This is a genomic window from Burkholderia sp. AU31652 (assembly GCF_002223155.1).
Lineage (GTDB): Bacteria > Pseudomonadota > Gammaproteobacteria > Burkholderiales > Burkholderiaceae > Burkholderia.
The window spans coordinates 1,604,631-1,629,452 of the sequence record NZ_NKFG01000003.1 but is presented as its reverse complement, the minus strand read 5'-3'; the positions used below and the strand labels follow the sequence as shown (position 1 = coordinate 1,629,452).

Below are 24,822 nucleotides of genomic sequence, written 5' to 3'. Positions count from 1 at the left end.
CGCCGCAACGCGGCGACGCAGCGTGTCCGGGTGCCCGCAGCCGTCCATCCGCAGTCGCCGGACTGTCGCTCTCGCGCCATCTTTCCTCGGTTACAATCGCCGGATGCGAATCCTACTCAGCAACGACGACGGCTATCTCGCCCCCGGTCTCGCCGCGCTCAGCGACGCGCTGCAGCCGCTGGCCGAGCTCACGGTGATCGCGCCCGAGCAGAACTGCAGCGGCGCGTCGAATTCCCTTACGTTGTCGCGGCCGCTGTCGGTGCAGCGCGCGGCGAGTACGGGTTTCTTCTACGTGAACGGCACGCCGACCGATTCGGTACACGTCGCGTTGACGGGGATGGCCGACGCCAGGCCGGACCTCGTCGTTTCCGGGATCAACAACGGCCAGAACATGGGCGAAGACACGCTCTATTCGGGGACAGTTGCGGCCGCCACCGAAGGCATCATGTTCGGCGTGCCGGCCATCGCATTCTCGCTGGTCGACAAGGGCTGGGCCCATCTGGCGGACGCCGCGCGCGTCGCCGCGGAAATCGTCGAGCACTCTCTCGCGCATCCGCTGCCGGGCCAGCCGCTGCTCAACGTCAATATTCCGAACCTGCCGTACGACGAACTGAAAGGCTGGAAGGTCACGCGCCTCGGCAAGCGTCATCCGTCGCAGCCGGTGATCCGCCAGACCGACCCGCGCGGCGAACCGATCTACTGGATCGGCGCGGCGGGCGAAGCGCTGGACGCCAGCGACGGCACCGATTTTCACGCAGTGGCAAACGGTTTCGTGTCGATCACGCCGCTGCAGCTGGACCTCACGCACACGCAGATGCTGCCCGCGACGCGCGAATGGGCGCGCGCCGGAGGGCGGGCTTCATGAGCGGCGAGCGCGCGAAGCGGTTCCCGCTCGCGCTCGAAGATCTCAAGCGAGCGCCACGCAAGTCGGACGGTCGGGCCGGCGAACGCCATGCGGCGGTTGCGGTATCGAAGGCCGCCGACAAGCCTGCGGCCGTGCTGAAACCGGTTGCGGTGAAGCCTGCTGCGACGCGATCGGCGTTGCCCGGCTCCGCCGCCGCGAAGCCGGCGACCGCACCGAAGCCGACCGCACTGAAGCCCGCGATGCCGAAGCCGGCCGCACCGAGCGTCGCGCCGGCCGGCGCGTTCGCGCTCACGTCGGAACGTGTGCGCGAACGGATGGTCGAACGGCTGCGCGCGAACGGTGTGACCGACGCGCGTGTGCTGGAAGCGATGGCCGCGGTGCCGCGACACATGTTCGTGGATCCGGGCCTCGCAACGCAGGCCTACGAGGATTCGGCGTTGCCGATCGGCCACCAGCAGACCATTTCAAAGCCGTCGGTCGTCGCGCGCATGATCGAGCTTGCGATGGCCGGCCGCACGCTCGAGCGCGTCCTCGAGATCGGCACGGGCTGCGGCTATCAGGCCGCCGTGCTGAGCCACGTGGCACGCGACGTGTATTCGATTGAACGCATCAAGCCGCTCTACGAGCGCGCGAAGCTGAACCTGCGGCCGCTGCGCGTGCCGAACATCCGTCTGCACTACGGCGACGGGCGTGTCGGCCTGCCGTCCGCGGCCCCGTTCGACGCGATCGTGATCGCGGCGGCGGGGCTCGACGTGCCGCAGGCGCTGCTCGAGCAGCTCGCGATCGGCGGGCGGCTCGTCGCGCCGGTCGGCGCGCAGAGCGGGCAGCACCAGGTGCTCACGCTCGTCGAGCGCGTCGCGCATGCGCAATGGCGAGAGTCACGGCTTGATCGCGTTTTCTTTGTCCCTTTAAAATCCGGAGTAATTTGAAACCGATGAGTATGTTGCGCGCGATGCAAAACAACCGTTCCAGGGAACCGCTCACGCTCGCCCAGCGGGCGATCTGCGTAGCTGCGTTCTCCACGCTTCTGGCCGCCTGTGCGACGCGGCTCGACAACGCGCCCGTCGTCGATCGCTCCGGTTCGCTCGGCACGACCGGCACCGCGCAGCCCGCGGCGCCGCTTCCGCCGGCGCCGCCGGGTTACTACCGGGTGAAGCCGGGCGACACGCTGTACCGGATCGCACTCGAAAACGGGCAGAACTATCGCGACATCGCCGCGTGGAACAACCTGGCGAACCCGAATCAGATTGAAGTCGACCAGCTGCTGCGCGTTTCGCCGCAGGCCGGTGCCGCCGTTGCGGGCACGCAGGTCGCCGCACCGATCGCGGGCGCCGCCGTTGCGACCGCGCCGCTCAGCAGCGGCCCGGCAACGCCGGCCGCCGGCACGTCGACGTCGGTCGCGACGCCGCCGGCCGCAGCAGCCGCATCGAGCGATACGGCTGCCGCGCCGAGCGGCCCCGTGACGTTCGCATGGCCCGCGCGCGGTCCCGTGCTGAACGGTTTCGACGACGCGAAGAACAAGGGCGTCAATATCGGCGGGTCGGCCGGCGAGACCGTGAAGGCGGCGGCCGACGGTCGCGTCGTCTACTCGGGCAATGGCCTGCGTGGCTACGGCAACCTCATTATCATCAAGCACGATGCAACTTACCTCACGGCGTATGCACACAATCGCGCTTTGATGGTAAAAGAGGGGGACGCGGTAACGAAGGGGCAGAAGATCGCCGAGATGGGGAACAGCGATTCCGACCGCGTGATGCTGCATTTCGAGGTTCGCCGGCAGGGTAAACCTGTCGATCCGCTGAAGTATTTGCCGCCTCAATAACCGAGACGACCATGCCGAAATCGAAGCGCCACGAGCCGCAAGCCGAGTCTGAGAAAATCAGTCGAGCCACGCAAGCATCGGTGGGGCGAGCTGGTGCTTCGACGGACGACGAAGACGACGTCGCGGATAACGAGCGTGACCTCGAGGCACGCGACGCCGACGCGGACGGTGGCGACGACGAGCGCGAAGGCCGTGCCGAGGCGGCGCCCGATGTCGACGATTTCCGCACGATGCTGCAGGCCGAGCTCACGGCCGACACGATCCAGCATTACCTGAACCGCATCAGCGTGAAGCCGTTGCTCACCGTCGAGGAGGAGCAGCGCTATTCGCGTCTGGCCAAGGCCGGCGAATTCGAGGCGCGGCAGGTGATGATCGAGCGCAATCTGCGTCTCGTCGTCAGCATCGCGAAGGGGTATCTGAACCGTGGCGTGCCGCTGCTCGACCTGATCGAGGAAGGCAACCTCGGCCTGATGCATGCCATCGAGAAATTCGACCCGACGCGCGGCTTCCGTTTCTCGACCTACGCGACGTGGTGGATCCGGCAGAGCATCGAGCGCGCGATCATGAACCAGGCCCGCACGGTGCGCCTGCCGGTGCACGTGATCCGCGAACTGAACCAGGTGCTGCGCGCGAAGCGCCACCTCGAAAAGAACTCGATGTCGACGGGTGAAGCGGCTGAGCGCCGCGAAGCCAGCATCGACGACATCGCCTATCTCACCGGCAAGACCGCCGAGGAAGTCACCGACATCCTTGCGCTCAACGAGCACACGGCGTCGCTCGACGCGCCGCTCGACCTCGATCCCGCGAGCAGCCTGCTCGACCTCCTGCCCGACGACCAGAGCCAGTCGCCCGACGCGGAGGTTCAGCACCGCGAGCTCGAGACGCTGACGCGCGCGTGGCTGTCGCGGCTGTCCGACAAGCATCGGCATGTGATCGAGCGCCGCTTCGGCCTGAACCACATCGAACCGGCAACGCTCGAGGAGCTGGCCGACGAAATGGGGCTCACGCGTGAGCGCGTGCGCCAGATCCAGCAGGAAGCGCTGGTGCGCCTCAAGCGGTTTTTCGCCTCCAATGGCGTGCGCAAGGACGCCGTTCTGTAACTGATGACTCCGATTCTTGTTTTTGACATCGAGACGATTCCCGATGTCGACGGCATTCGCCGTCTGGAAGACCTGCCCGCGACACTCGACGATGCCGCGGTGGCCGAGCATGCATTCGCGGCCCGCCGCGAGAAGACCGGCGGCGATTTCCTGCCGCACCACCTGCAGCGCATCGCGGCGATTTCATGCGTTTTCCGCGACAACAACGGTTTTCGTGTGCGCTCGCTCGGCACGCCGCAGGACAACGAAGCGACGCTGATCCAGTCGTTCTACCGCGTGATCGAGAAATACACGCCGCAGCTCGTGTCGTGGAACGGCGGCGGTTTCGATCTGCCGGTGCTCCATTACCGCGCGCTCGTACACGGCATCCCCGCGAGCCGCTACTGGGATCTCGGCGAGGACGATCGCGATTTCAAGTGGAACAACTACATCTCGCGCTACCACTCGCGGCACACCGACCTGATGGATGTGCTCGCGATGTATCAGGCGCGCGCGAATGCGCCGCTCGACGCGCTCGCGAAGATGTGCGGCTTTCCGGGCAAGCTCGGCATGGACGGCAGCCAGGTGTGGCCGGCGTTCCAGGCCGGGCGGATCGAGGAAATCCGCAACTATTGCGAAACCGACGTCGTCAATACCTACCTGCTGTACTGCCGGTTCCAGTTGATGCGCGGCGGCCTGACGCCGAGCGAGTATGCGGACGAGATCCTGCTCGTGAAGAACTCGCTTGCACAGGAGCCCGCGTCGCACTGGGCCGAATACCTGGCCGGTTTCGACGCATAGCGCGGGCGAGGTGCGCTGCGGCCGGCGGCGCGATCATGCCAGGTCGAGCAGCACCGGCTGGTGATCGGACGCGCGCACGTCGCCGTCGATTTCACAGCGCGTAACGCGCGGCAGCAGCGTATCGGTCACGAACACGAAATCGCACGCGAGCGGCCCCTCCGACCATTGCACCGTGTCGTAGACACCCGCCGTCGGCGGTGGCATGCGGCCCGGGTGTCGCGCGACCCATGCGTCGATGAAGCACGGCGCGTCCGGGATCGGCTCCAGGAGTCGGCAATAGGCGTCACTGCCGAACGCGCTGTTGAAGTCGCCGCAGACGATCGCATCGCATGGCTGGCCGGTTGCGCTGAACGGCCCCTCGGCGGTTTCGGCGGGCGCCGGTCGTGCCGCATGCGCGCAGGCCTCGCGGTGCCGGTCGCGCAATGCGTCGACCTGGGCGAGCCGCTGGCGCGCCGAATAATATTCCAGATGCGTGGTGACCACCCGCAGTGGCCCGAAGGGCGTCTGCAACTCGACGTCGAGCGCGACGCGCGGCATCGACGGCGCGCCGGCGTCGGCCGGCCACGGCAGCAACTGGCGGAGCACGCGCCCGACCGGCAGGCGGGTCGCGATTGCGTTGCCGAACTGGCGGCGCGGTGCGCCGGTTTCAATGGGCGGCAAGTCGGCACCGATCGCGTCGACGATCGTATATCCGGGCAGCAGCGCCGCGAGTTCGGCGAACTGGTCGGCGCCGGGCCGCCCGGGCAGTGCGCCAAAGCCGCGCGTGACTTCCTGCAGGCACAGCACGTCGAAGTCGCCGAGCGCGCGGATCGCCGCGACGGTACGCGACAGATCGACGCCGCCGTCCGCGTCCCGACCCCATTGGATGTTCCAGTCGATCAGTTGCATGGTCGAATCTCCTGTCGGGCGGATCTCGAGCCAGGGCGTACCTGAGTCGGCGCCGCGGGCCACGTGGCCGCTGGCGCTCTCGGGCCCGCCTGTCCGGCCGTTCCGGCGCCATCCCGGGCCGTCTATGCTTAAGTATCGGCGCTTGGCGCATGCAAAGCGGGCGATGCGGGCCCGCGTCGTCTACAATCTCGCCTTCTTCAACGTTTGTCAGGAAAAGCTGGTGTCCGAAGCCGCCCCCACTTCTGCGCGCAAATCAAGAAACGCGCCCGTCGCGCCCGGAATCGCCCCGGTCCTCGAGATCGAATCGCTCGACATGGAAGCGCGCGGTGTCGGCCGCACGATCACCGAGGACGGCGAACCGGGCAAGGTCATCTTCGTCGAGGGCGCGCTGCCGGGCGAGCGCGTGACCTATTCGAGCTTCCGCCGCAAGCCGAGCTACGAGCAGGCGACGGTCGTCGACATTCTGCGCCCGAGCGTGATGCGCACGAAGCCGAAATGCGCGTTCTTCGGCACCTGCGGCGGCTGCTCGATGCAGCATCTCGACATGCGTGCGCAGGTGGCGGTCAAGCAGCGCGTGCTCGAAGACAATCTGTGGCACCTGGCGAAGCTGCGCGCGGAAACGATGTTCGCGCCGATTCACGGCCCGTCGTGGGGTTATCGCTACCGCGCCCGCTTGACCGTGCGCAACGTCGCGAAGAAGGGCGGCGTGCTGGTCGGATTCCACGAGAAGAAGAGCAGCTACGTCGCCGACATGACGAGCTGCGAAGTGCTGCCGCCGCACGTGTCGGCGATGCTCGTGCCGCTGCGCCGGCTGGTCGAGGGCCTGTCGATCCGCGATCGGATGCCGCAGATCGAGCTCGCGGTCGGTTCGGAAGTCACGGCGCTCGTGCTGCGCGTGCTGGAGCCGATCAACGCGGACGACGAAGCGCTGCTGCGCGCGTTCGCGGACGAGCACAAGGTGCAGTTCTGGCTGCAGCCGAAAGGGCCGGACACGGTGGCGCCGTTCTATCCGCTCGACGTGTCGCTCGACTACACGCTGCCGGAATTCGGCATCCGCATGCCGTTCAAGCCGACCGATTTCACGCAGGTCAACCATCAGATCAACCGCGTGCTGGTGGGCCGCGCGCTGCGCCTGCTCGCGCCGTCGCGCGACGACCGCGTGCTCGACCTGTTCTGCGGGATCGGCAACTTCACGCTGCCGCTCGCGCGGCTGTCGCGCGAGGTGATGGGCATCGAAGGCAGCGATACGCTGACGACGCGCGCGCTGGCGAATGCGCGCGAGAACGGTGTCGACGGCCACACGACGTTCGCATGCCGGAACCTGTTCGAAGTGACGGGCGACGACATGCGTGCGCTCGGCGCATTCGACAAGTTCCTGATCGACCCGCCGCGCGAAGGCGCGCTCGCGGTGTCGAAGGCGCTGGCCGAGATCGCGCAGAGCGGCGAAGGTCCGCTGCCGAAGCGCATCGTGTACGTGTCGTGCAACCCGTCGACGCTGGCGCGCGACGCGGGCCTGCTCGTGCACGAGGCCGGCTACCGCCTGAAGGGCGCCGGTGTCGTGAACATGTTCCCGAATACGTCGCACGTCGAATCGATCGCGCTGTTCGAGCGCGACTGAGTCAGGCGGCGGACGTAAAAAAACCGGCCCGCGGGCCGGTTTTTTCATGGCGTGTAGCGAACGTCAGTTGCGGTTGCCGCCGAAGATGCCGAGCAGTGCGAGCAGGTTCGTGAACACGTTGTACAGGTCGAGGTAGATCGCGAGCGTGGCCGAGATGTAGTTCGTCTCGCCGCCGTTCACGACGCGCTGGACGTCGAACAGCATGTAGGCGGAGAAGATCGCGATCGCGAGCACCGACACGGTGAGCATCAGCGCCGGGAGTTGCAGGAAGATGTTCGCGACCGATGCGAGCAGGATCACGATCACGCCCATGAACAGCCACTTGCCGAGCCCCGAGAAGTCACGCTTGCTGACGGTGGCGATCGTCGCCATCGCGGCGAAGATGATGCCGGTGCCGCCGAACGCGAGCATGATCAACGACGGGCCGTTCGAGAAGCCGAGGATGAAGCTCAGCAACCGCGACAGCATCAGGCCCATGAAGAACGTGAAGCCGAGCAGCACGAATACGCCCGCTGCGCTGTTTTTGGTCCGCTCGATCGCGAACATGAAGCCGAACGCGATCGCGAAGAACGCGAGCAGGCTCATCATCGGGCTCGTGGCCGCGAACAGCGAGAAGCCCGTCGCGACGCCGACCCAGGCGCCCAGCACGGTCGGCACCATCGACAGCGCGAGCAGCCAGTACGTGTTCCGCAGCACGCGGTTGCGAACCTCGGCGGTGCTGACGGAACCGCCGCGGCCGAAATTGTACGGATAGTCGTTCATGGTTTCTCCTAACATTGAACGCGTGGGCGTCCGGGGCCGGTTCGGCACACGCGGTGTGCGGCGCAGCAAACCGGAGCAGCTATGGCTAAGATACGTTCCGTGCCGGGAGGTTTCAATGGCCAGGCGGCACAAAACATATGGATTCGGAACCTTTCACGTGTGTAAGGGTTCAATCGCAATGATACACGGGATCGTGCTACAATAGCGGATTCATTTGAACCTGTAACTTCTTAATTTTTTGGAGTTTTTATGGCAATCGAGCGCACCCTGTCGATCATCAAGCCGGATGCGGTGGCAAAGAACGTGATCGGCCAGATCTACAGCCGTTTCGAAGGCGCCGGCCTGAAGATCGTCGCATCGCGCATGGCACACCTGTCGCGTGCTGACGCAGAGAAGTTCTACGCGGTTCACGCAGCGCGTCCGTTCTTCAAGGACCTCGTCGATTTCATGATCTCGGGCCCGGTGATGATCCAGGTTCTGGAAGGTGAAGGCGCGATCCTGAAGAACCGCGACCTGATGGGCGCAACGGATCCGAAGAAGGCAGAAAAGGGCACGATCCGCGCCGACTTCGCCGACAGCATCGACGCGAACGCCGTGCACGGCTCGGACGCTGCTGAAACGGCAGCGGTCGAAATCGCGTTCTTCTTCCCGGAAATGAACGTTTACTCGCGCTAAGCCCTGGCTGGCAGCAAGTAGGCAGGATTCAGCGCACGCGGCAAGGCAGCACATCATGACGAGCGAAACTTCCGTCAATCTTCTCGACTTCGATGCCGAGGGTCTTGTCGCGTACTGCGGCAGCCTCGGCGAGAAGCCGTTCCGCGCCAAGCAGTTGCAGCGCTGGATCCACCAGTACAACGCTGGCGACTTCGACGGCATGACCGATCTCGCGAAGTCCTTGAGAGAAAAACTCAAGGGCCGCGCGTCGATCGGTATGCCCGATATCGCCAGCGATCACGTTTCCGCCGACGGCACGCGCAAGTGGCTGATCGACGTCGGAAACGGCAATGCGGTCGAAACCGTGTTCATCCCGGAAGAGACGCGCGGCACGCTGTGCGTGTCGTCGCAGGCCGGGTGTGCGGTCAACTGCCGCTTCTGTTCGACGGGCAAGCAGGGCTTTTCCCGCAATCTGTCGACAGCTGAAATCATCGGCCAGCTCCGGATGGCCGAATTTGCGTTGCGAGCGTCCCTGGGCCGCGCGCCCGGCCCGAACGGCAAGGCCGAACGGGTCGTCACCAACGTGGTGATGATGGGCATGGGCGAGCCGCTGCTGAATTACAGCGCGGTCGTGCCGGCGATGCGGCTGATGCTCGACGACAACGCGTACGGCCTGTCGCGCCGCCGCGTCACGCTGTCGACGTCCGGCGTGGTGCCGATGATGGACCGCCTCGGCGCCGAGCTGCCGGTCGCGCTGGCCGTGTCGCTGCACGCGCCGAACGATCCGCTGCGCGACGAGCTGGTGCCGCTCAACAAGAAGTATCCGCTGCGCGAGCTGATGGCGGCTTGCCAGCGTTATCTGAAAGTCGCGCCGCGCGACTTCATCACTTTCGAATACTGCATGCTGGACGGCGTCAACGACACCGAAGCGCATGCACGCGAACTGCTGGCCGTCACACGCGACGTGCCGTGCAAGTTCAATCTGATCCCGTTCAATCCGTTTCCGGAATCGGGCCTCATCCGCTCGAAGCCGGAGCAGATCAAGCGCTTTGCACAGGTCCTCATCGACGCGGGTGTCGTCACGACCGTGCGCAAGACGCGCGGCGACGACATCGATGCCGCGTGCGGCCAGCTGGCCGGCGCAGTGAAGGACCGCACGCGCCTCGCGGAACGGACGGGCGCAGCAGGAAAAATCATCGAAGTTCGGGCGATTTGACAGGGATGCCTGGCCGGGGATGCCAGGGCCTTTAAGCGGTACAACACGCGAATAGCGATCGGTCGCGACGCCTCGGCGTCGCGCATGGTATGGACAGTTGCGGGTGCCGGCCGGCGGGAACCGGCGGCGGCCGCCAGTGAAGAAGAATCGACGCGAGGACAAGGATGAGTGAGCCGCAGCCGTCTAACGGCGCAGAGACGAATGGCGCGAAGCCGGCACCGGCAGGGTTGGAATCGCTTGCGGCAGTCGGCAGCCGACTGGCGCAGCTTCGGGAGACGCGGGGTTGGACCGTCGACGACGTGTCGGCGCGACTCAAGGTCGCACCGCAGAAGCTGCGGGCACTCGAGGCCGGTGACATCAGCCATTTGCCCGGCGTGACGTTCGCGCTCGGTGTCGTGCGCAGCTACGCGAAGATGCTCGGCGTCGATCCGGAACCGTTCGCGCAGGCGTTGCGCCGTGAGCGCGGGGTGCCGGAAGTCGACCTGTCGATGCCCGCGTCGTCGGGGACGGATCTGCCGCGCGGTCGCGTGTCGATTCCGCTGGGCGGGTCGTCGCGGCATCACCCGTGGCTCTGGGGCACGGGGATCGTCGTCGTCGCGGTGGTTGCCGTACTGATGTGGCACACTGGCGGCGATTCGTCGAGCCTGCTCGCGCGCTTCAAGAGCGGCGATGCGGAGCATGCGTCGGCCGCGAGCGCGCCGGCGGCATCGTCGTCATCCGTCGAAGGGGCGGTTTCGAGCGGTGCGTCTGCGGCAGTCGCGAATGAGGTTCCGGCCCCGGCTGCTGCGTCTGCAGCCCCGGCGCCGGCAGTTGCGTCGGCTGCTCCGGCGCCCGCGCCCGTGGCGCCGGTCGTGACGGCAGCCGCATCGCAGCCCGTCGTGGCAACGTCGGCGGCAAGCACCGCCGCGCCGGCCCAGCCGGCGAGCGTTGCGGTGCCGGCCGGCCAGTCGATGATCGAACTGAAGGTCAAGCAGGACAGCTGGTTCAGCGTGCGCGACAAGAGCGGCAAGGAGCTGTTCTCCGGGCTGGTGCACGGCGGCGAGGCGAAGCAGGTCGCCGGCGACGGTCCGTTCAAGGTCACGATCGGCAACAAGGCGGGCCTCGACGCGATCGCGTTCGACGGAAAACCTGTCGATCCGGCAAAATATTCGGCAGCGCGGGGTAATGTGGCGCGGTTCACGTTGCCCTGACGTCAAGCGCCGTGGCGAAGGCCTGTCGTCGATATCGGCAGGCCGCGAGGGCACGGCGCTTTTTCAATTCATGCGCCGCGTCGCGGCGCATTCCGCGTAAATGGATCTATCGATGCAATCCGAAGCTCAATCCCCACGCAGCAGTCAGATTTGTTCAACCGAGCCGGTGTTCGGCGGGCACCAGCCGCGCCGCGTATCGCATGCGGTGGATGTCCGCTGGGGCGGGCAGCTCGTGACGATCGGCGGCGACGCGCCGGTGCGCGTGCAGTCGATGACGAATACCGACACGGCCGACGCGATCGGCACGGCAATCCAGATCAAGGAACTCGCGAACGCGGGTTCCGAACTGGTGCGCATCACGGTCAACACGCCCGAGGCCGCGGCCGCCGTGCCGGCGATCCGCGAGCAGCTCGACCGCATGGGCGTGACCGTGCCGCTCGTCGGCGATTTCCACTACAACGGCCACCTGCTGCTGCGTGACTACCCGGGCTGCGCCGAGTCGCTGTCGAAGTACCGGATCAACCCGGGCAACGTCGGCCAGGGTGCGAAGCGCGATACGCAGTTCGCGCAGATGATCGAGGCGGCGGCCAAGTACGACAAGCCGGTGCGGATCGGCGTGAACTGGGGCAGTCTCGACCAGGACCTGCTCGCGCGCATGATGGACGAGAACGGTGCGCGTTCGCAGCCGTGGGATGCGCAGAGCGTGATGTACGAGGCGCTGATCCAGTCGGCGATCGGCTCGGCGGAGCGTGCGGTCGAGCTGGGCCTCGGCCGCAACCGCATCATTCTGTCGTGCAAGGTCAGCGGCGTGCAGGACCTGATCGCCGTGTACCGCGAACTCAGCCGCCGCTGCGGCTTTGCGCTGCACCTCGGGCTGACCGAGGCCGGCATGGGCTCGAAGGGCATCGTCGCGTCGACGGCTGCACTCGGCGTGCTGCTGCAGGAAGGGATCGGCGACACGATCCGTATCTCGCTGACGCCGGAACCGGGCGCGTCGCGCACGGGCGAAGTGATCGTCGGCCAGGAAATCCTGCAGACGATGGGCCTGCGCTCGTTCGCACCGATGGTGATCGCGTGCCCGGGCTGCGGCCGTACGACGAGTACGCTGTTCCAGGAACTCGCGATGCAGATCCAGACCTACCTGCGCGAACAGATGCCGGTCTGGCGCAAGGCGTATCCGGGCGTCGAGAAAATGAACGTCGCGGTGATGGGCTGCATCGTCAACGGCCCGGGCGAATCGAAGCACGCGAACATCGGCATCAGCCTGCCGGGCTCGGGCGAGAACCCGGCCGCGCCGGTCTTCATCGACGGCGAGAAGGTCAAGACGCTGCGCGGCGAGCGGATCGCCGAGGAATTCCAGCAGATCGTCAGCGACTACGTCGAACGCAACTACGGCCGCGCTGAGGCCACGAACTAATTCGTCCACACACACGATGACTGAACAAAAACGCAAGATCGAGAAGCTCACCGGCGTCAAGGGCATGAACGACATCCTTCCGCAGGATGCCGGCCTTTGGGAGTTCTTCGAAGCCACGGTGAAATCGCTGCTGCGCGCCTACGGTTACCAGAACATCCGCACGCCGATCGTCGAGCACACGCAGCTCTTCACGCGCGGCATCGGTGAGGTCACCGACATCGTCGAAAAAGAGATGTACAGCTTCACCGACGCGCTGAACGGCGAGAACCTGACGATGCGCCCGGAAAATACCGCGGCCGTCGTGCGCGCGTCGATCGAGCACAACATGCTGTACGACGGCCCGAAGCGCCTGTGGTACATCGGCCCGATGTTCCGTCACGAGCGTCCGCAGCGCGGCCGCTATCGTCAGTTCCACCAGGTCGGCGTCGAGGCGCTCGGCTTCGCGGGCCCTGATGCGGACGCCGAAATCATCATGATGTGCCAGCGCCTGTGGGACGACCTCGGCCTGACCGGCATCAAGCTCGAGATCAATTCGCTCGGCCTTGCCGAAGAGCGTGCCGCGCATCGCGTCGAACTGATCAAGTACCTCGAGCAGTTCGCCGACGTGCTCGACGAGGATGCGAAGCGCCGCCTGTATACGAACCCGCTGCGCGTGCTCGACACGAAGAACCCCGCGCTGCAGGAAATCGCGCAGAACGCGCCGAAGCTGATCGACTTCCTCGGCGACGAGTCGCGCGCGCACTTCGAAGGGCTGCAGCGCCTGCTGCTCGCGAACAACATTCCGTTCAAGATCAACCCGCGTCTCGTGCGTGGCCTGGACTACTACAACCTGACCGTGTTCGAGTGGGTCACCGACAAGCTCGGCGCGCAGGGCACGGTCGCAGCCGGCGGCCGCTACGATCCGCTGATCGAGCAGCTCGGCGGCAAGCCGACCGCCGCATGCGGCTGGGCGATGGGCATCGAGCGGATCCTCGAGCTGCTGAAGGAAGAGGATCTCGCACCCGAGCAGGAAGGCGTCGACGTGTACGTCGTGCACCAGGGTGAGACCGCGCGTGAACAGGCGTTCATCGCGGCCGAGCGCCTGCGCGACACGGGCCTCGACGTGATCTTCCACTGCAGCGCCGACGGCGCGCCGGCGAGCTTCAAGTCGCAGATGAAACGGGCCGACGCAAGCGGCGCCGCGTTCGCGGTGATCTTCGGTGAAGAAGAGGTCGCAAACGGCACGGTGGGCGTGAAAGCGCTGCGCGGTGCGGGCGGAGACGGGGAAAAGAACGTTCAGCAGACCGTACCGGTCGAAGGCTTGACCGAATTCCTAATCAATGCGATGGTTGCATCCGCCGAAGACGGCGACGACTGATCGCGCTGGCATCCGCTCGACAAGAAAAGCCTGAACAGGAAGGAATCGCTCGCCGATGAGTTACCACGACGAACAAGAATCGATTGAAAGTGTCAAGGCGTGGTGGGCCCGCTGGGGCAACCTCACCACGTGGATCGTGCTCGCGGCGCTCGTCGTCGCGGCCGGTTTCAACGGCTGGAACTACTGGCAGCGCCGTCAGGCTGCCGAGGCGTCCGGGCTGTACGAACAGGTCCAGAAGGCCGCCGCCGCGAACGACAAGGCGACGATCGCTCGCGCGGCCGCCGACATGGAAGACAAGTTCGGCAGCACGCCGTATGCGCAGATGACTGCACTTTCCGCTGCGAAGACGCTGTACGCAGCCGGCGACTCGGCCGGTGCGAAGGCGCAGCTGCAATGGGCCGTCGATCACGCCAAGGATGACGAGTACAAGCAGATCGCGAAGCTGCGTCTCGCGTCGCTGCTGCTCGACGAGAAGGCGTACGATGCGGGCCTCGCGCTGCTGTCGGGTACGCCGGTCGATGCATTCAAGGGCCTCGTGGCCGATCGCCGCGGCGATCTGCTTGCCGCGCAAGGCAAGACCGACGATGCGCGCGCGGCGTACAAGCTCGCGCTCGACGGCCTGTCGAAGGACGACCAGTCTGCGCGTCAGCTCGTGCAGTTCAAGCTGGACGCGCTCGGCGGCTGAACCCCGGTCCCCTCAACCTCTTAACTCTGCTTCGCTAACCGATGAATTTGCTGAAACGTTACGCTGTGCCCGTTGCCTGCGCGGCGGCTGTCCTCGCACTGGCGGCCTGCTCGTCGTCGAAGGACGCGCGCCGCGTGCCGACGCCGCTCACCGAGTTCAAGCCCGTGATGGACGTGCAACAGGTCTGGAAGGCGAGCGTCGGCAAGGGCGGGCGCTACCTGTTCTCGCCGGTGGCCGTGGGCGACGCCGTCTATGCAGCGGGCGAGAACGGTTCGGTCGAGAAGATCGACGCGAAGACGGGCCAGACGCTCTGGCGCGCGAAGGTCGGCTCCGACCTGTCGGCCGGTGTCGGCAGCGATGGCAACCTGACCGCGGTCGGCGCGCTGAAGGGCGGCGTGTTCGTGCTGGGCCCGGACGGCAAGCAACTGTGGAAGACCACCGTGCAGGGCGAGATCTTCTCGCCGCCGCTCGTCGGCAACGGCCTCGTGGTCGTCCGCACGATCGACGGCCAGGTGATTGCGTTCAATGCGCAGACGGGCGAGCAGAAGTGGAACTACCGCAACCGTGCGGTGCCGCTGAACCTGCGCGTGTCGGCCGGCATGACGTTCGCGGGTGACGCGGCGGTGCTGGCGGGCTTCCCCGGCGGCGGGCTGGTCGCGATCAACCTGCAGACGGGCGAGCCGTTCTGGCAGACGCCGGTGTCGTTCCCGAAGGGCGTGACCGAGGTCGAGCGCATCAACGACGTCAGCGGTCCGCCGACGCTCGTGGGCGCGGAAGCCTGCGCGGTGACGTTCCAGGGTCAGCTTGGCTGCTTCGATGCGAACTCGGGCCGCCCGCTGTGGGAAAAGGCGTTCTCGAGCCGTAGCGGCCTCGCGCAGGACGATTCGGTGGTCGCCGGCGGCGACGACTGGTCGGTCGTGACCGCGTACGACGCCGCGTCGGGCAACCAGCTGTGGCGCAACGACAAGCTGAAGAGCCGTGACGTCGGCGTGCCGTATCTGCTCGGGCATGCGGTCGTGTTGGGCGACTACAAGGGCTTCGTGCACTTCCTGTCGCGCGAAGACGGCAGCTTCATCGCACGGATGAAGACCGACGGCAGCGCGATTACGGCGGCGCCGGTCCTCGCGGGCAATACGCTCGTCGTGCAGACGAAGGACGGCGGCCTGTACGGATTCCGTCCGCGCTGACGCGCAGGAAACATGCGCGGCCGCGGCGCGACGGGCTTGTCCCGTGCGCCGCGGCCGCGTGACTTGAAGGCGGCCGGTGCTCCCGGCCGCTCGGTATTTGAAAGGCAGTTCGAGACGAAAGACGATGGCGTGCAACGCGCGCCAGGCGCGCGCATCCGGCGCGGCGCGAATTCGTGATATTTTCATTCAGCGCAGCCGCCCGCAGCAGCGGGCCTCCCGCTGCTGCGCTTCACCGTAGAAAACACAGATGAAACCGGTCATTGCCCTCGTTGGGCGCCCCAATGTGGGGAAATCCACGCTGTTCAACCGGCTCACGCGCTCGCGCGATGCGCTGGTCGCCGACTTGCCGGGCCTGACGCGCGATCGCCATTATGGCGAAGGGCGCGTCGGCGAGCGGCCGTACCTGGTCGTCGACACGGGCGGCTTCGAGCCCGTCGCGAAGGACGGCATCCTGCACGAGATGGCACGCCAGACGCGGCAGGCCGTCGAGGAAGCCGACATCGTCGTGTTCATCGTCGACGGCCGCAACGGGCTCGCGCCGCAGGACAAGTCGATCGCCGACTACCTGCGCAAGACCGGCCGGCCGATCTTCCTCGTCGTCAACAAGGCCGAGGGGATGAAGTACACGGCGGTCGCGACGGACTTCTACGAGCTCGGGCTCGGCGATCCGCGCGCGATCTCGGCTGCGCACGGTGACGGCGTCACCGACATGATCAACGAGGCGCTGGATGTCGCCTATGCGGACCGTCCGGAGGAAGAGGACGAGAACGATCCTTCGCGCGGCATCAAGATCGCGATCGTCGGCCGCCCGAACGTCGGCAAGTCGACGCTCGTGAACGCGCTGATCGGCGAGGATCGCGTGATCGCGTTCGACATGCCGGGCACGACGCGCGATTCGATCTACGTCGACTTCGAGCGTAACGGCAAGAAATACACGCTGATCGACACGGCCGGCCTGCGCCGCCGCGGCAAGGTGTTCGAGGCGATCGAGAAGTTCTCGGTCGTGAAGACGCTGCAGTCGATCTCCGACGCCAACGTGGTCATTCTTCTGCTGGATGCGCAGCAGGACATTTCTGACCAGGACGCACACATCGCCGGCTTCGTCGTCGAACAGGGTCGCGCGCTCGTGATCGGCGTCAACAAGTGGGACGGGCTCGACGAGCATGCGCGCGATCGCGCGAAAGCGGATTTGACCCGCAAGCTGAAATTCCTCGACTTCGCGAAATCGCACTTCATTTCGGCGACGAAGAAGACGGGCATCGGCACGCTGATGCGCTCGGTCGACGACGCGTACGCGGCGGCGATGGCGAAGCTGCCGACGCCGAAGCTCACGCGCGCGCTGATCGAGGCGGTCGAATTCCAGCAGCCGCGCCGTCGCGGCCCGGTGCGTCCGAAGCTGCGCTACGCGCACCAGGGCGGCCAGAATCCGCCGATCATCGTCATCCACGGTAACGCGCTCGACGCCGTGACGGAAACGTACAAGCGTTACCTGGAAAACCGGTTCCGCGAAACTTTCTCGCTGACAGGGACTCCATTGCGCATAGAGTTCCGTTCGTCGAACAATCCGTACGCGGACAAGAGCTGAAGACGTCTGTTACACGCGTCACGCAAGGGGTTGGCCGCAAGGCCTATGCCCCGGGCGGGCCAGGCAAAATCGGCTATAGTGTAGCGATTGGCGCCGGATCTCTTTTTCTTCGCCGCCAGTCCAGATCAACCTGCAAAAAAAGATGGAGTACGCCATGAGCAACAAAGGGCAATTGTTACAAGACCCGTTTTTGAACGCACTGCGCAAAGAGCACGTTCCCGTTTCGATCTACCTCGTCAACGGCATCAAGCTTCAAGGGAACATTGAATCGTTCGACCAGTACGTCGTGTTGCTCCGTAATACGGTGACCCAGATGGTGTACAAGCACGCCATCTCGACGGTCGTGCCGGCGCGCCCGGTGAATTTCCACCCGGACGCGGAAGCCTCGTCCTAACCTATCGCAGCGGCCGGCATCCGGTCGCCGCGAGCGACCGATGCCAGCCGCCTTATCTTGACACCTGAAAATTTGATCAACGCAGCGCTCGTCGGCATCGATTTCGGCAAGACCGATTTCGAAGCCAGTCTCGAAGAACTCAGTCTTCTCGCCTCCAGCGCGGGGGCCCGTCCCGCAGTCACCCTCACGGGTCGTCGCTCCAGTCCCGATGCCAAGATGTTCATCGGCAGCGGCAAAGCCGAAGAACTCCGGCTCGCCTGCGACGCGCACAACGTCGAAATCGTCATCTTCAACCACGCATTGGCGCCGGCCCAGCAACGTAATCTGGAGCAGGCACTTAACAGGCGCGTGGTCGATCGCACCAGCCTCATCCTCGACATCTTTGCCCAGCGTGCCCGCAGCCACGAAGGCAAGCTGCAGGTCGAGCTCGCGCAGCTTCAGTACCTGTCGACGCGGCTCATTCGCGCATGGACCCACCTTGAGCGGCAGAAGGGTGGTATCGGCCTGCGCGGCCCCGGTGAAACCCAGCTCGAAACCGACCGCCGGCTGATCGGCGAACGCATCAAGATGCTGAAGTCGCGGCTCGACCGGCTGCGTCGGCAACACAGCACGCAACGCCGCCAGCGCGCGCGCAGCGGCACGATGTCGGTGTCGCTCGTCGGCTATACGAACGCGGGCAAGTCGACGCTGTTCAATGCGCTGACGAAAGCGCAGGCCTACGCGGCCGACCAGCTGTTCGCCACGCTCGATACGACGTCGCGACGCGTGTACCTCGGCGACGAGGTCGGCCAGATCGTCGTGTCGGATACGGTCGGGTTCATTCGCGAGTTGCCTCACCAGCTGGTCGCCGCGTTCCGCGCGACCCTCGAGGAAACGATCCACGCGGATCTGCTGCTGCACGTGGTCGATGCGTCGAGCGCGGTCAGGCTTGAACAGATCGAGCAGGTCAATGGCGTGCTGCACGAGATCGGCGCGGACACGATCCGCCAGGTGCTGGTGTTCAACAAGATCGACGCCGTGCCTGAGCTGGCGGCCCGCGGCGACGCGGTCGAGCGGGACGAGTATGGTAATATTTCGCGCGTCTTTTTGAGCGCGCGCACCGGTCAGGGTCTTGACGCGTTGCGTGCCGCCATCGCCGAAATCGCCTCCGCGGAACACCTTTCCAGCGCGACGTTACCCAACGGCGCGCTCGACGGCGCCCCCGCTGAACCACACGAAGACCACACGATTTCCGAACACGGGCGCTAACCGGTCCCGGCCGGTTCGTCGGCGTCTAATCTGGTGAACAAACTCTGGTGAACGAATACAACGAGCGGAGTACCTGGCGGCGGATGCGCGCCTTGCTGTCGATCAACGATCCCCGCTGGGGACGCGGCGAAGGCAATGGCAAAGACGGATCCCGTCCCCGCCCGAACGAATCGAAGCGTCCGCAAGGCGGCGACGGCGATGGTCCGCCCGATCTCGACGAGATGTGGCGCAACTTCAACCGGCGCCTGAACGGCCTGTTCGGCGGCAAGGGCGGCAACGGCTTCCGTCCTGACAACGGGCGAGCCGCGCGCGTCGGCGTCGGCATCGTGATCGGCGTGCTGGTCGCGGTCTACGCGGGCAGCGGGCTGTTCGTCGTGCAGGAAGGGCAGACGGGCGTCGTGCTCCAGCTCGGCAAGCTGTCGGGCACGGTCGGCCAGGGCGTGCACTGGCGTGCGCCTTATCCGTTCGCGTCGCACGAGATCGTCGATACGTCGCAGGTCCGCTCGATCGAAATCGGCCGCAACAACGTCGTGCGTCTCGCGAACGTGAAGGAAGCGGCGATGCTGACGCGCGACGCCGATATCGTCGACGTGCGCTTCATCGTCCAGTACCGCATCCGTTCCGCGACCGACTACCTGTTCCGCAGTGTCGACCCCGAGCGCAGCGTCTCGCAGGCCGCCCAGGCCGCGGTACGTGCGATCGTCGGCACGCGCAGTGCGGCCGACGTGCTGAACCAGGACCGCGACGCGCTGCGCGAGCAGCTCTCCGCCGCGATCCAGCGCGATCTCGATCGCTACCAGTCGGGGCTCGAGGTGACGGCCGTCACGATGCAGAGCGTTGCGGCGCCCGAGCAGACGCAGGCTGCGTACGGTGAAGTCGCGAAGGCGCGTGATGAGCGCGAGGCCGCGAAGCGCGCCGCGCAAGCATATGCAAACGACCTGCTGCCGAAGGCGCAGGGCGATGCGGCGAAGCTCGTCGACGAAGCGAAGGCGTATGCCGATCGCGTGGTCACGGAAGCCGAAGGCGATGCCGATCGCTTCAAGCAGGTCTATGCGCAGTACTCGAAGGCGCCTGCGGTGATCCGCGAGCGGATGTATCTCGAGACGATGCAGGAAATCTATTCGAATTCGACGAAGGTGTTCGTCGGCAACAAGGGCGGCAACAGCGTCGTGTATCTGCCGCTCGACAAGCTCGTCGAGCAGGGGCGACAAAACGCCGCGACGTCCACGGGCGCATCTGCACCCGACGCCGCGTCGGCACCGGCGGCTGCCGCGCCGGCTGCGGCGGCGCCCGCGAGTGCGGCGTCGGCCGTGGCGGCGTCGGGCACCGACGTGCTGCGATCGCGCGAGGCGTTTCGCAGCCGGTCGCGCGAAGACGATCTGAAGTAACGGGGAGCGCAGAACATGAACCGAATCATTGCGCTCGTCGTCGCAATCGTGATCGTTGCCTTCGCGGCATCGTCGACCGTCCTTACCGTCGATCCGCGCCATGCGGCCGTGCTGTCGGGGCGCGATGGCGCGCAACCCGAACTGGCGGGCCCTGGCATCCATTTCAAATTGCCGCCGCCGCTGCAGACGGCCACGCTGATCGACACGCGCCTGCAATCGCTCGAGTCGTCGGATCCGCTGCAACTGGCAACGGAAGACAAGCGCGACCTGCTCGTCGCCTACGCGGTGAAGTACCGGATCAGCGATCCGATGAAGTATTTCACGACGACGGGCGGTGACCCGTCGGCAGCCGGCGATCGTCTCGCCGGCGCGCTGAAGAGCGCACTCGGTGACGCGTTCGGCAAGCGCGCGCTCGACGACGCGCTCGGCGGCCAGCGTGCGATCGCCGATGCGGCCCGCGACGAAGTGAAGGCGAAGGCATCCGGTTTCGGCGTCGACGTGGTCGACGTCCAGCTGACGCGCGTCGACTTGCCGGCCGCGCAGACCGATGCCGTCTATCAGCGGATGATCGGCGCGCTGCGCGATCAGGCGGCGCAGGTGCGTGCGCAAGGCGCGGCCGACGTCGAGCAGATCAAGGCGGACGCCGAACGCGAACAGCAGGCCGTGCTCGCGAACGCGTACAAGTCCGCGCAGACGATCAAGGGCGAGGGCGACGCGAAGGCCGCGACGATTGCCGCCGACGCGTTCGGCCGCGATCCGCAGTTCTACCAGTTCTACGCGAGCCTGCAGGCTTACCGGAACACGTTCAAGCGCAACGACATCATCGTCGTCGACCCCGACAGCGAGTTCTTCCGCTTCATGCGCAGCCCGACGGGCGGTGCCGCACCGGCGGCGCCTGCTCCCCGCAAACACTGACCTTGGGGCGCCGCGTCGAGCGGCGCCGTCGCTCGCATGGACCTGGCTGGCTCGTTGTTGCTCGCAGTAGCGCTGATGCTGATCATCGAGGGGGCGTTCCCCTTCGTGTTTCCCGTCGCCTGGCGCGACACGTTTCGTAGAATAGCTGAGCGGCCGCCGCATCATATCCGGATCGGCGGGCTGATCGTGATGGTGCTCGGGCTCATACTGCTGCTGCTCGCCACCTGACCGCAGACTTGATCCGGACGGCTTATCCGCCGTTCGTCCCGCCCGAATTCAGAATTTCCGATTCACATCGCGGCGCGCGTGTCGCGCGCTGTTTCCCGTCGTAGGACCGTACCGATGTCGACCTGGTTACTTCCCGAGAATATCGCCGACGTACTGCCGTCGGAAGCGCGCAAGATCGAGGAGCTGCGCCGCAGGCTGCTCGACCGCTTCCGTTCGTATGGCTACGAAATGGTGATGCCGCCGCTGCTCGAGTATCTCGAATCGCTGCTGACGAGCGGCGGTGCAGACCTGCGCCTGCGCACCTTCAAGCTGGTCGACCAGCTGTCGGGTCGCACCCTCGGCCTGCGTGCGGACATCACGCCGCAGGTCGCGCGGATCGACGCGCACCTGTTGAACCGCCAGGGCGTGACGCGCCTCTGCTATGCGGGCCACGTGATGCATACGCGTCCGCGCGGCCTGCACGCGACGCGCGAGCAGATCCAGATCGGCGCCGAAATCTACGGGCATGCCGGGCTGGAAGCCGACCTCGAGATCCAGCAGCTGATGCTCGACGCGCTGCATCTCGCGGGCCTGTCGCGCATTCGTCTCGACCTCGGCCACGCGGGCGTGCTCGCGGCGCTGCTGGCGCGCGATGCGCAGGCCGCCGAGCGCGGCGAGTCGCTGTACGACGCGCTGTCGGGCAAGGACGTGCCGCTGCTGAACGAGCTCACCGACGATCTCGGCGCCGATACGCGCGCCGCGCTGCGCGCGCTGCCGCATCTCTATGGCGACGCAAGCGTGCTCGCCGAGGCGCGCACACGCTTGCCGGTGCTGCCCGAAATCACGCGGGCGCTCGACGATCTGGCGCAGCTCGCGGCACAGGCGAAAGGTGCCGAAGTGGCGATCGATCTCGGCGACCTGCGCGGCTATGCATATCACAGCGGTGCGATGTTCAGCGCCTACATCGACGGCGTGCCGAACGCGATCGCGCGGGGCGGCCGCTACGACCACGTCGGCCAGGCGTACGGCCGCGCCCGTCCCGCTACGGGCTTCTCGCTCGACCTGCGTGAGCTCGCGCGGATTTCGCCGGTCGAGGCGCGCGGCACCGCGATTCTCGCGCCGTGGGCGCAGGACGACGCGCTGAGCGCGGCCGTCGCGGCGCTGCGCGATGCGGGTGAGGTCGTGATCCAGGCGCTGCCGGGCCACGATCATGTGCTCGACGAGTTCGCGTGCGACCGTTCGCTCGTCGAGCGCAACGGCGCATGGGTGGTCGAACCCCGATAAACAGGCGTTCGCGGGACGTGCTTCGGCGTGCATATCGTTGAAGCGAAACGGAAAAATTCGGAATCGCCCGCGAACATAGGTAGAATACGTTTTTAACCAGCTAACGAATCAACATGTCTGCCAGCGCAGTGAACGTGACTCCCGGGCGCAATGTCGTCGTCGTGGGAACGCAATGGGGTGATGAAGGCAAGGGCAAGATCGTCGACTGGCTGACGGACCACGCTCAGGGCGTCGTGCGTTTCCAGGGCGGTCACAACGCCGGCCACACCCTCATCATCGGCGGCAAGAAAACGATCTTGCGCCTCATTCCGTCGGGCATCATGCGTGAAGGCGTCGCCTGCTACATCGGCAACGGCGTCGTCCTGTCCCCCGAAGCACTGTTCAAGGAAATCGGCGAGCTGGAAGAAGCGGGCGTGAACGTGCGCGATCGCTTGTTCATTTCCGAAGCCACGACGCTGATCCTGCCGTACCACATCGCGATCGACCAGGCGCGCGAAGCGCGCAAGGGCGCGGGCAAGATCGGCACGACGGGCCGCGGCATCGGCCCCGCGTACGAAGACAAGGTCGGCCGCCGCGCGCTGCGCGTGCAGGACCTGTTCGACGCGAAGACCTTCGCTGACCGCCTGCGCGAAAACCTCGATTTCCACAACTTCGTGCTGACCCAGTACCTGGGCGGCGCGGCTGTCGATTTCCAGGCCACGCTCGACACGATGCTGGGCTATGCAGACCGCCTGAAGCCGATGGTGGCCGACGTGTCGCGCCGCCTGTACGACGCGAACAATGCGGGCCAGAACCTGCTGTTCGAAGGCGCACAAGGCACGCTGCTCGACATCGACCACGGCACCTATCCGTTCGTCACGTCGAGCAACTGCGTCGCAGGTGCGGCATCGGCTGGCGCGGGCGTGGGTCCGCAGAAGCTCAACTACATCCTCGGCATCACGAAGGCCTATTGCACGCGCGTCGGCTCGGGCCCGTTCCCGAGCGAACTGTACGATGCGGACAATCCGCAGCGTCAGGACCAGGTTGGCGTCACGCTCGCGAACGTCGGCAAGGAATTCGGTTCGGTCACCGGCCGTCCGCGCCGCACCGGCTGGCTCGACGCAGCCGCGCTGCGCCGCTCGATCCAGATCAACGGCGTGTCGGGCCTGTGCATGACGAAACTCGACGTGCTCGACGGCCTCGACGAAGTCAAGCTGTGCGTCGGCTACAAGATCGACGGCAAGGATGTGGACATCCTGCCGCGCGGCGCCGCTGACGTGGCACGTTGCGAGCCGGTATACGAAACGTTTGCCGGCTGGAAGGAAAGCACGGTCGGCATCAAGACGTGGGAAGCACTGCCGGCGAACGCACAGGCTTACCTGACCCGCGTCCAGGAAGTGGCTGGCGTGCCGGTCGACATGGTGTCGACGGGTCCGGACCGCGACGAAACGATCCTGCTCCGCCATCCGTTCAAGGTGTAATTTTCAGATGACGCAGCAAATCACGATGACGGCGGCAGACTTGATGACCGATCCGCGCAACGACGACAAGAACCTGTGGGTAGGCTGGGACGAGTATCACCGTCTCATCGAGCTGCTCGCGCTCCAGGTGCATGCATCGGGCTGGAAGTTCGACCAGATCCTGTGCCTTGCGCGCGGCGGTCTGCGCGTCGGCGATCAACTGTCGCGTATCTACGACGTGCCGCTCGCGATCCTCGCGACGAGTTCGTACCGTGAAGCGGCCGGCACGGAGCAGGGCGACCTCGACATCGCGCAGTACATCACGATGACGCGCGGCAACCTGGCGGGCAACGTGCTGCTGGTCGACGATCTCGTCGATTCGGGCGTCACGCTTGCGCGCGTGCAGGAGCATCTGAAGGAGCGCTATCCGTCGGTGACGGCCGTGCGCTCGGCCGTGCTCTGGTACAAGGGTTGCTCGAAGGTCAAGCCCGACTATCACACGCAGTTCCTGCCGACGAATCCGTGGATTCATCAGCCGTTCGAGGAGTGGGACACGGTTCGCCCGCACAACCTCGAGGCGTGGATCAAGCGCGGTCGCGCGCAGCGCGACGGCTCGGGCGCATAAGCGGCCGGCCAATCGACGAAAAGCCTTGTACGGCGCCGCTTGCGGCGCCGTTTTTCATTGGGGCGCCATCCTTGCCGGCACCGCGCGAACCGTGGATCCGGTAGGCAGGCGCCGCTGCCCCGGCTATGATTGGCAGCCCTGCCACAGCTCGCGCCGGATTGCATGCGCAGCGTGGATCACGTGGTGACAAGGCAAC

24 protein-coding genes are annotated in these 24,822 nt (G+C 66.0%); 22 read left to right on the top strand and 2 right to left on the bottom strand.

Annotation, left to right across the window (positions count from 1 at the left end):
- The first annotated feature begins 103 nt into the window (after positions 1 to 103).
- Genes surE through CFB40_RS10070 form a run of 5 tightly spaced genes read left to right on the top strand, consistent with a single transcriptional unit; the run spans position 104 to position 4,567 of the window.
- Positions 104 to 865 carry a 5'/3'-nucleotidase SurE gene (gene surE, locus CFB40_RS10090; protein ID WP_089425562.1) on the top strand — a complete coding sequence of 254 codons (762 nt, stop codon included), beginning with the start codon at positions 104 to 106 and terminating at the stop codon, positions 863 to 865.
- Positions 862 to 1,794: a protein-L-isoaspartate(D-aspartate) O-methyltransferase gene (locus CFB40_RS10085; RefSeq protein ID WP_089425935.1), complete on the top strand. Its 933-nt coding sequence runs from the start codon at positions 862 to 864 to the stop codon at positions 1,792 to 1,794. The genes surE and CFB40_RS10085 overlap by 4 nt, the downstream gene beginning before the upstream one ends.
- A gap of 5 nt (positions 1,795 to 1,799) precedes the next feature.
- A complete protein-coding gene (locus CFB40_RS10080) occupies positions 1,800 to 2,687 on the top strand; it encodes a peptidoglycan DD-metalloendopeptidase family protein (RefSeq protein ID WP_089431161.1) in 888 nt (295 codons plus the stop codon).
- A gap of 11 nt (positions 2,688 to 2,698) precedes the next feature.
- Positions 2,699 to 3,787, top strand: coding sequence for an RNA polymerase sigma factor RpoS (gene rpoS, locus CFB40_RS10075; protein WP_089425561.1), 1,089 nt, complete (start codon positions 2,699 to 2,701; stop codon positions 3,785 to 3,787).
- Between the two features lie 3 nt (positions 3,788 to 3,790).
- Positions 3,791 to 4,567, top strand: a complete 777-nt coding sequence (locus tag CFB40_RS10070; protein WP_039360281.1) for a 3'-5' exonuclease — start codon at positions 3,791 to 3,793, stop codon at positions 4,565 to 4,567.
- A gap of 33 nt (positions 4,568 to 4,600) precedes the next feature.
- Here CFB40_RS10070 and CFB40_RS10065 read toward each other — a convergent pair whose 3' ends face one another.
- The gene (locus tag CFB40_RS10065; RefSeq protein WP_089431160.1) at positions 4,601 to 5,455 is read right to left on the bottom strand and encodes an endonuclease/exonuclease/phosphatase family protein; all 855 of its coding nucleotides are present in this window, start codon (positions 5,453 to 5,455) and stop codon (positions 4,601 to 4,603) included.
- Positions 5,456 to 5,618: 163 nt separating this feature from the next.
- Here CFB40_RS10065 and rlmD point away from each other — a divergent pair, with 163 nt between their 5' ends.
- Positions 5,619 to 7,073, top strand: coding sequence for a 23S rRNA (uracil(1939)-C(5))-methyltransferase RlmD (gene rlmD, locus CFB40_RS10060; RefSeq protein WP_306427338.1), 1,455 nt, complete (start codon positions 5,619 to 5,621; stop codon positions 7,071 to 7,073).
- A gap of 63 nt (positions 7,074 to 7,136) precedes the next feature.
- Here the strand turns inward: rlmD and CFB40_RS10055 are convergent, their stop codons facing one another.
- Positions 7,137 to 7,835, bottom strand: a complete 699-nt coding sequence (locus CFB40_RS10055) for a Bax inhibitor-1/YccA family protein (RefSeq protein WP_006761414.1) — start codon at positions 7,833 to 7,835, stop codon at positions 7,137 to 7,139.
- A gap of 249 nt (positions 7,836 to 8,084) precedes the next feature.
- On the opposite strand from CFB40_RS10055, the gene ndk reads away from it, so the two are divergent.
- The 16 genes from ndk (at position 8,085) to CFB40_RS09970 (ending at position 24,626) form a co-directional block, all read left to right on the top strand.
- Positions 8,085 to 8,510, top strand: coding sequence for a nucleoside-diphosphate kinase (gene ndk, locus CFB40_RS10050; protein ID WP_006478674.1), 426 nt, complete (start codon positions 8,085 to 8,087; stop codon positions 8,508 to 8,510).
- Positions 8,511 to 8,565: 55 nt separating this feature from the next.
- Complete coding sequence (rlmN, locus tag CFB40_RS10045) at positions 8,566 to 9,705, top strand: 23S rRNA (adenine(2503)-C(2))-methyltransferase RlmN (RefSeq protein WP_089431159.1); 1,140 nt, start codon at positions 8,566 to 8,568, stop codon at positions 9,703 to 9,705.
- 164 nt (positions 9,706 to 9,869) lie between these two features.
- Positions 9,870 to 10,895, top strand: coding sequence for a helix-turn-helix domain-containing protein (locus CFB40_RS10040; RefSeq protein WP_089431158.1), 1,026 nt, complete (start codon positions 9,870 to 9,872; stop codon positions 10,893 to 10,895).
- A 112-nt stretch (positions 10,896 to 11,007) separates the two neighbouring features.
- Positions 11,008 to 12,312 (top strand): flavodoxin-dependent (E)-4-hydroxy-3-methylbut-2-enyl-diphosphate synthase, encoded by a 1,305-nt coding sequence (ispG, locus tag CFB40_RS10035; protein WP_089425933.1) that lies wholly within the window; start codon positions 11,008 to 11,010, stop codon positions 12,310 to 12,312.
- Positions 12,313 to 12,328: 16 nt separating this feature from the next.
- On the top strand, positions 12,329 to 13,669 hold the full coding sequence (gene hisS / locus CFB40_RS10030; RefSeq protein WP_039360260.1) for a histidine--tRNA ligase: 1,341 nt from the start codon (positions 12,329 to 12,331) through the stop codon (positions 13,667 to 13,669).
- 55 nt (positions 13,670 to 13,724) lie between these two features.
- Positions 13,725 to 14,354, top strand: coding sequence for a tetratricopeptide repeat protein (locus CFB40_RS10025; RefSeq protein ID WP_039360256.1), 630 nt, complete (start codon positions 13,725 to 13,727; stop codon positions 14,352 to 14,354).
- Positions 14,355 to 14,395: 41 nt separating this feature from the next.
- Positions 14,396 to 15,541 carry an outer membrane protein assembly factor BamB gene (gene bamB / locus CFB40_RS10020; protein ID WP_089425558.1) on the top strand — a complete coding sequence of 382 codons (1,146 nt, stop codon included), beginning with the start codon at positions 14,396 to 14,398 and terminating at the stop codon, positions 15,539 to 15,541.
- Positions 15,542 to 15,788: 247 nt separating this feature from the next.
- Complete coding sequence (der, locus tag CFB40_RS10010) at positions 15,789 to 17,126, top strand: ribosome biogenesis GTPase Der (protein WP_046545849.1); 1,338 nt, start codon at positions 15,789 to 15,791, stop codon at positions 17,124 to 17,126.
- A 154-nt stretch (positions 17,127 to 17,280) separates the two neighbouring features.
- Positions 17,281 to 17,520, top strand: coding sequence for an RNA chaperone Hfq (gene hfq, locus CFB40_RS10005; protein WP_006399927.1), 240 nt, complete (start codon positions 17,281 to 17,283; stop codon positions 17,518 to 17,520).
- Positions 17,521 to 17,592: 72 nt separating this feature from the next.
- On the top strand, positions 17,593 to 18,768 hold the full coding sequence (gene hflX / locus CFB40_RS10000; protein WP_174946413.1) for a GTPase HflX: 1,176 nt from the start codon (positions 17,593 to 17,595) through the stop codon (positions 18,766 to 18,768).
- Between the two features lie 47 nt (positions 18,769 to 18,815).
- A complete protein-coding gene (gene hflK, locus CFB40_RS09995; RefSeq protein ID WP_089425556.1) occupies positions 18,816 to 20,156 on the top strand; it encodes an FtsH protease activity modulator HflK in 1,341 nt (446 codons plus the stop codon).
- 15 nt (positions 20,157 to 20,171) lie between these two features.
- Positions 20,172 to 21,071 carry a protease modulator HflC gene (hflC, locus tag CFB40_RS09990; protein WP_089431157.1) on the top strand — a complete coding sequence of 300 codons (900 nt, stop codon included), beginning with the start codon at positions 20,172 to 20,174 and terminating at the stop codon, positions 21,069 to 21,071.
- Positions 21,072 to 21,107: 36 nt separating this feature from the next.
- Positions 21,108 to 21,299, top strand: a complete 192-nt coding sequence (locus tag CFB40_RS09985; RefSeq protein ID WP_011352254.1) for a DUF2065 domain-containing protein — start codon at positions 21,108 to 21,110, stop codon at positions 21,297 to 21,299.
- Between the two features lie 114 nt (positions 21,300 to 21,413).
- Entirely contained in the window at positions 21,414 to 22,562 is a 1,149-nt protein-coding gene (locus tag CFB40_RS09980) for an ATP phosphoribosyltransferase regulatory subunit (RefSeq protein WP_011352253.1), read from the top strand.
- A gap of 113 nt (positions 22,563 to 22,675) precedes the next feature.
- On the top strand, positions 22,676 to 24,022 hold the full coding sequence (locus CFB40_RS09975; RefSeq protein ID WP_039360238.1) for an adenylosuccinate synthase: 1,347 nt from the start codon (positions 22,676 to 22,678) through the stop codon (positions 24,020 to 24,022).
- A gap of 7 nt (positions 24,023 to 24,029) precedes the next feature.
- On the top strand, positions 24,030 to 24,626 hold the full coding sequence (locus CFB40_RS09970; protein WP_011352251.1) for a phosphoribosyltransferase: 597 nt from the start codon (positions 24,030 to 24,032) through the stop codon (positions 24,624 to 24,626).
- Positions 24,627 to 24,822: the final 196 nt, after the last annotated feature.

What these genes read in the sequence shown, in the direction of transcription:
- CFB40_RS09975 (WP_039360238.1), top strand. Translation starts at nt 22,676, where the DNA reads ATGTCTGCCAGCGCAGTGAACGTGACTCCCGGGCGCAATGTCGTCGTC.
- hfq (WP_006399927.1), top strand. Translation starts at nt 17,281, where the DNA reads ATGAGCAACAAAGGGCAATTGTTACAAGACCCGTTTTTGAACGCACTG.
- hflC (WP_089431157.1), top strand. Translation starts at nt 20,172, where the DNA reads ATGAACCGAATCATTGCGCTCGTCGTCGCAATCGTGATCGTTGCCTTC.
- bamB (WP_089425558.1), top strand. Translation starts at nt 14,396, where the DNA reads ATGAATTTGCTGAAACGTTACGCTGTGCCCGTTGCCTGCGCGGCGGCT.
- CFB40_RS10025 (WP_039360256.1), top strand. Translation starts at nt 13,725, where the DNA reads ATGAGTTACCACGACGAACAAGAATCGATTGAAAGTGTCAAGGCGTGG.
- CFB40_RS10080 (WP_089431161.1), top strand. Translation starts at nt 1,800, where the DNA reads ATGAGTATGTTGCGCGCGATGCAAAACAACCGTTCCAGGGAACCGCTC.
- rlmD (WP_306427338.1), top strand. Translation starts at nt 5,619, where the DNA reads ATGCGGGCCCGCGTCGTCTACAATCTCGCCTTCTTCAACGTTTGTCAG.
- CFB40_RS10070 (WP_039360281.1), top strand. Translation starts at nt 3,791, where the DNA reads ATGACTCCGATTCTTGTTTTTGACATCGAGACGATTCCCGATGTCGAC.
- rlmN (WP_089431159.1), top strand. Translation starts at nt 8,566, where the DNA reads ATGACGAGCGAAACTTCCGTCAATCTTCTCGACTTCGATGCCGAGGGT.
- surE (WP_089425562.1), top strand. Translation starts at nt 104, where the DNA reads ATGCGAATCCTACTCAGCAACGACGACGGCTATCTCGCCCCCGGTCTC.
- CFB40_RS09985 (WP_011352254.1), top strand. Translation starts at nt 21,108, where the DNA reads ATGGACCTGGCTGGCTCGTTGTTGCTCGCAGTAGCGCTGATGCTGATC.
- CFB40_RS10055 (WP_006761414.1), bottom strand. Translation starts at nt 7,835, where the DNA reads ATGAACGACTATCCGTACAATTTCGGCCGCGGCGGTTCCGTCAGCACC.
- ispG (WP_089425933.1), top strand. Translation starts at nt 11,008, where the DNA reads ATGCAATCCGAAGCTCAATCCCCACGCAGCAGTCAGATTTGTTCAACC.
- CFB40_RS10085 (WP_089425935.1), top strand. Translation starts at nt 862, where the DNA reads ATGAGCGGCGAGCGCGCGAAGCGGTTCCCGCTCGCGCTCGAAGATCTC.
- CFB40_RS09970 (WP_011352251.1), top strand. Translation starts at nt 24,030, where the DNA reads ATGACGCAGCAAATCACGATGACGGCGGCAGACTTGATGACCGATCCG.
- CFB40_RS10040 (WP_089431158.1), top strand. Translation starts at nt 9,870, where the DNA reads ATGAGTGAGCCGCAGCCGTCTAACGGCGCAGAGACGAATGGCGCGAAG.
- hisS (WP_039360260.1), top strand. Translation starts at nt 12,329, where the DNA reads ATGACTGAACAAAAACGCAAGATCGAGAAGCTCACCGGCGTCAAGGGC.
- CFB40_RS10065 (WP_089431160.1), bottom strand. Translation starts at nt 5,455, where the DNA reads ATGCAACTGATCGACTGGAACATCCAATGGGGTCGGGACGCGGACGGC.
- CFB40_RS09980 (WP_011352253.1), top strand. Translation starts at nt 21,414, where the DNA reads ATGTCGACCTGGTTACTTCCCGAGAATATCGCCGACGTACTGCCGTCG.
- ndk (WP_006478674.1), top strand. Translation starts at nt 8,085, where the DNA reads ATGGCAATCGAGCGCACCCTGTCGATCATCAAGCCGGATGCGGTGGCA.
- rpoS (WP_089425561.1), top strand. Translation starts at nt 2,699, where the DNA reads ATGCCGAAATCGAAGCGCCACGAGCCGCAAGCCGAGTCTGAGAAAATC.
- der (WP_046545849.1), top strand. Translation starts at nt 15,789, where the DNA reads ATGAAACCGGTCATTGCCCTCGTTGGGCGCCCCAATGTGGGGAAATCC.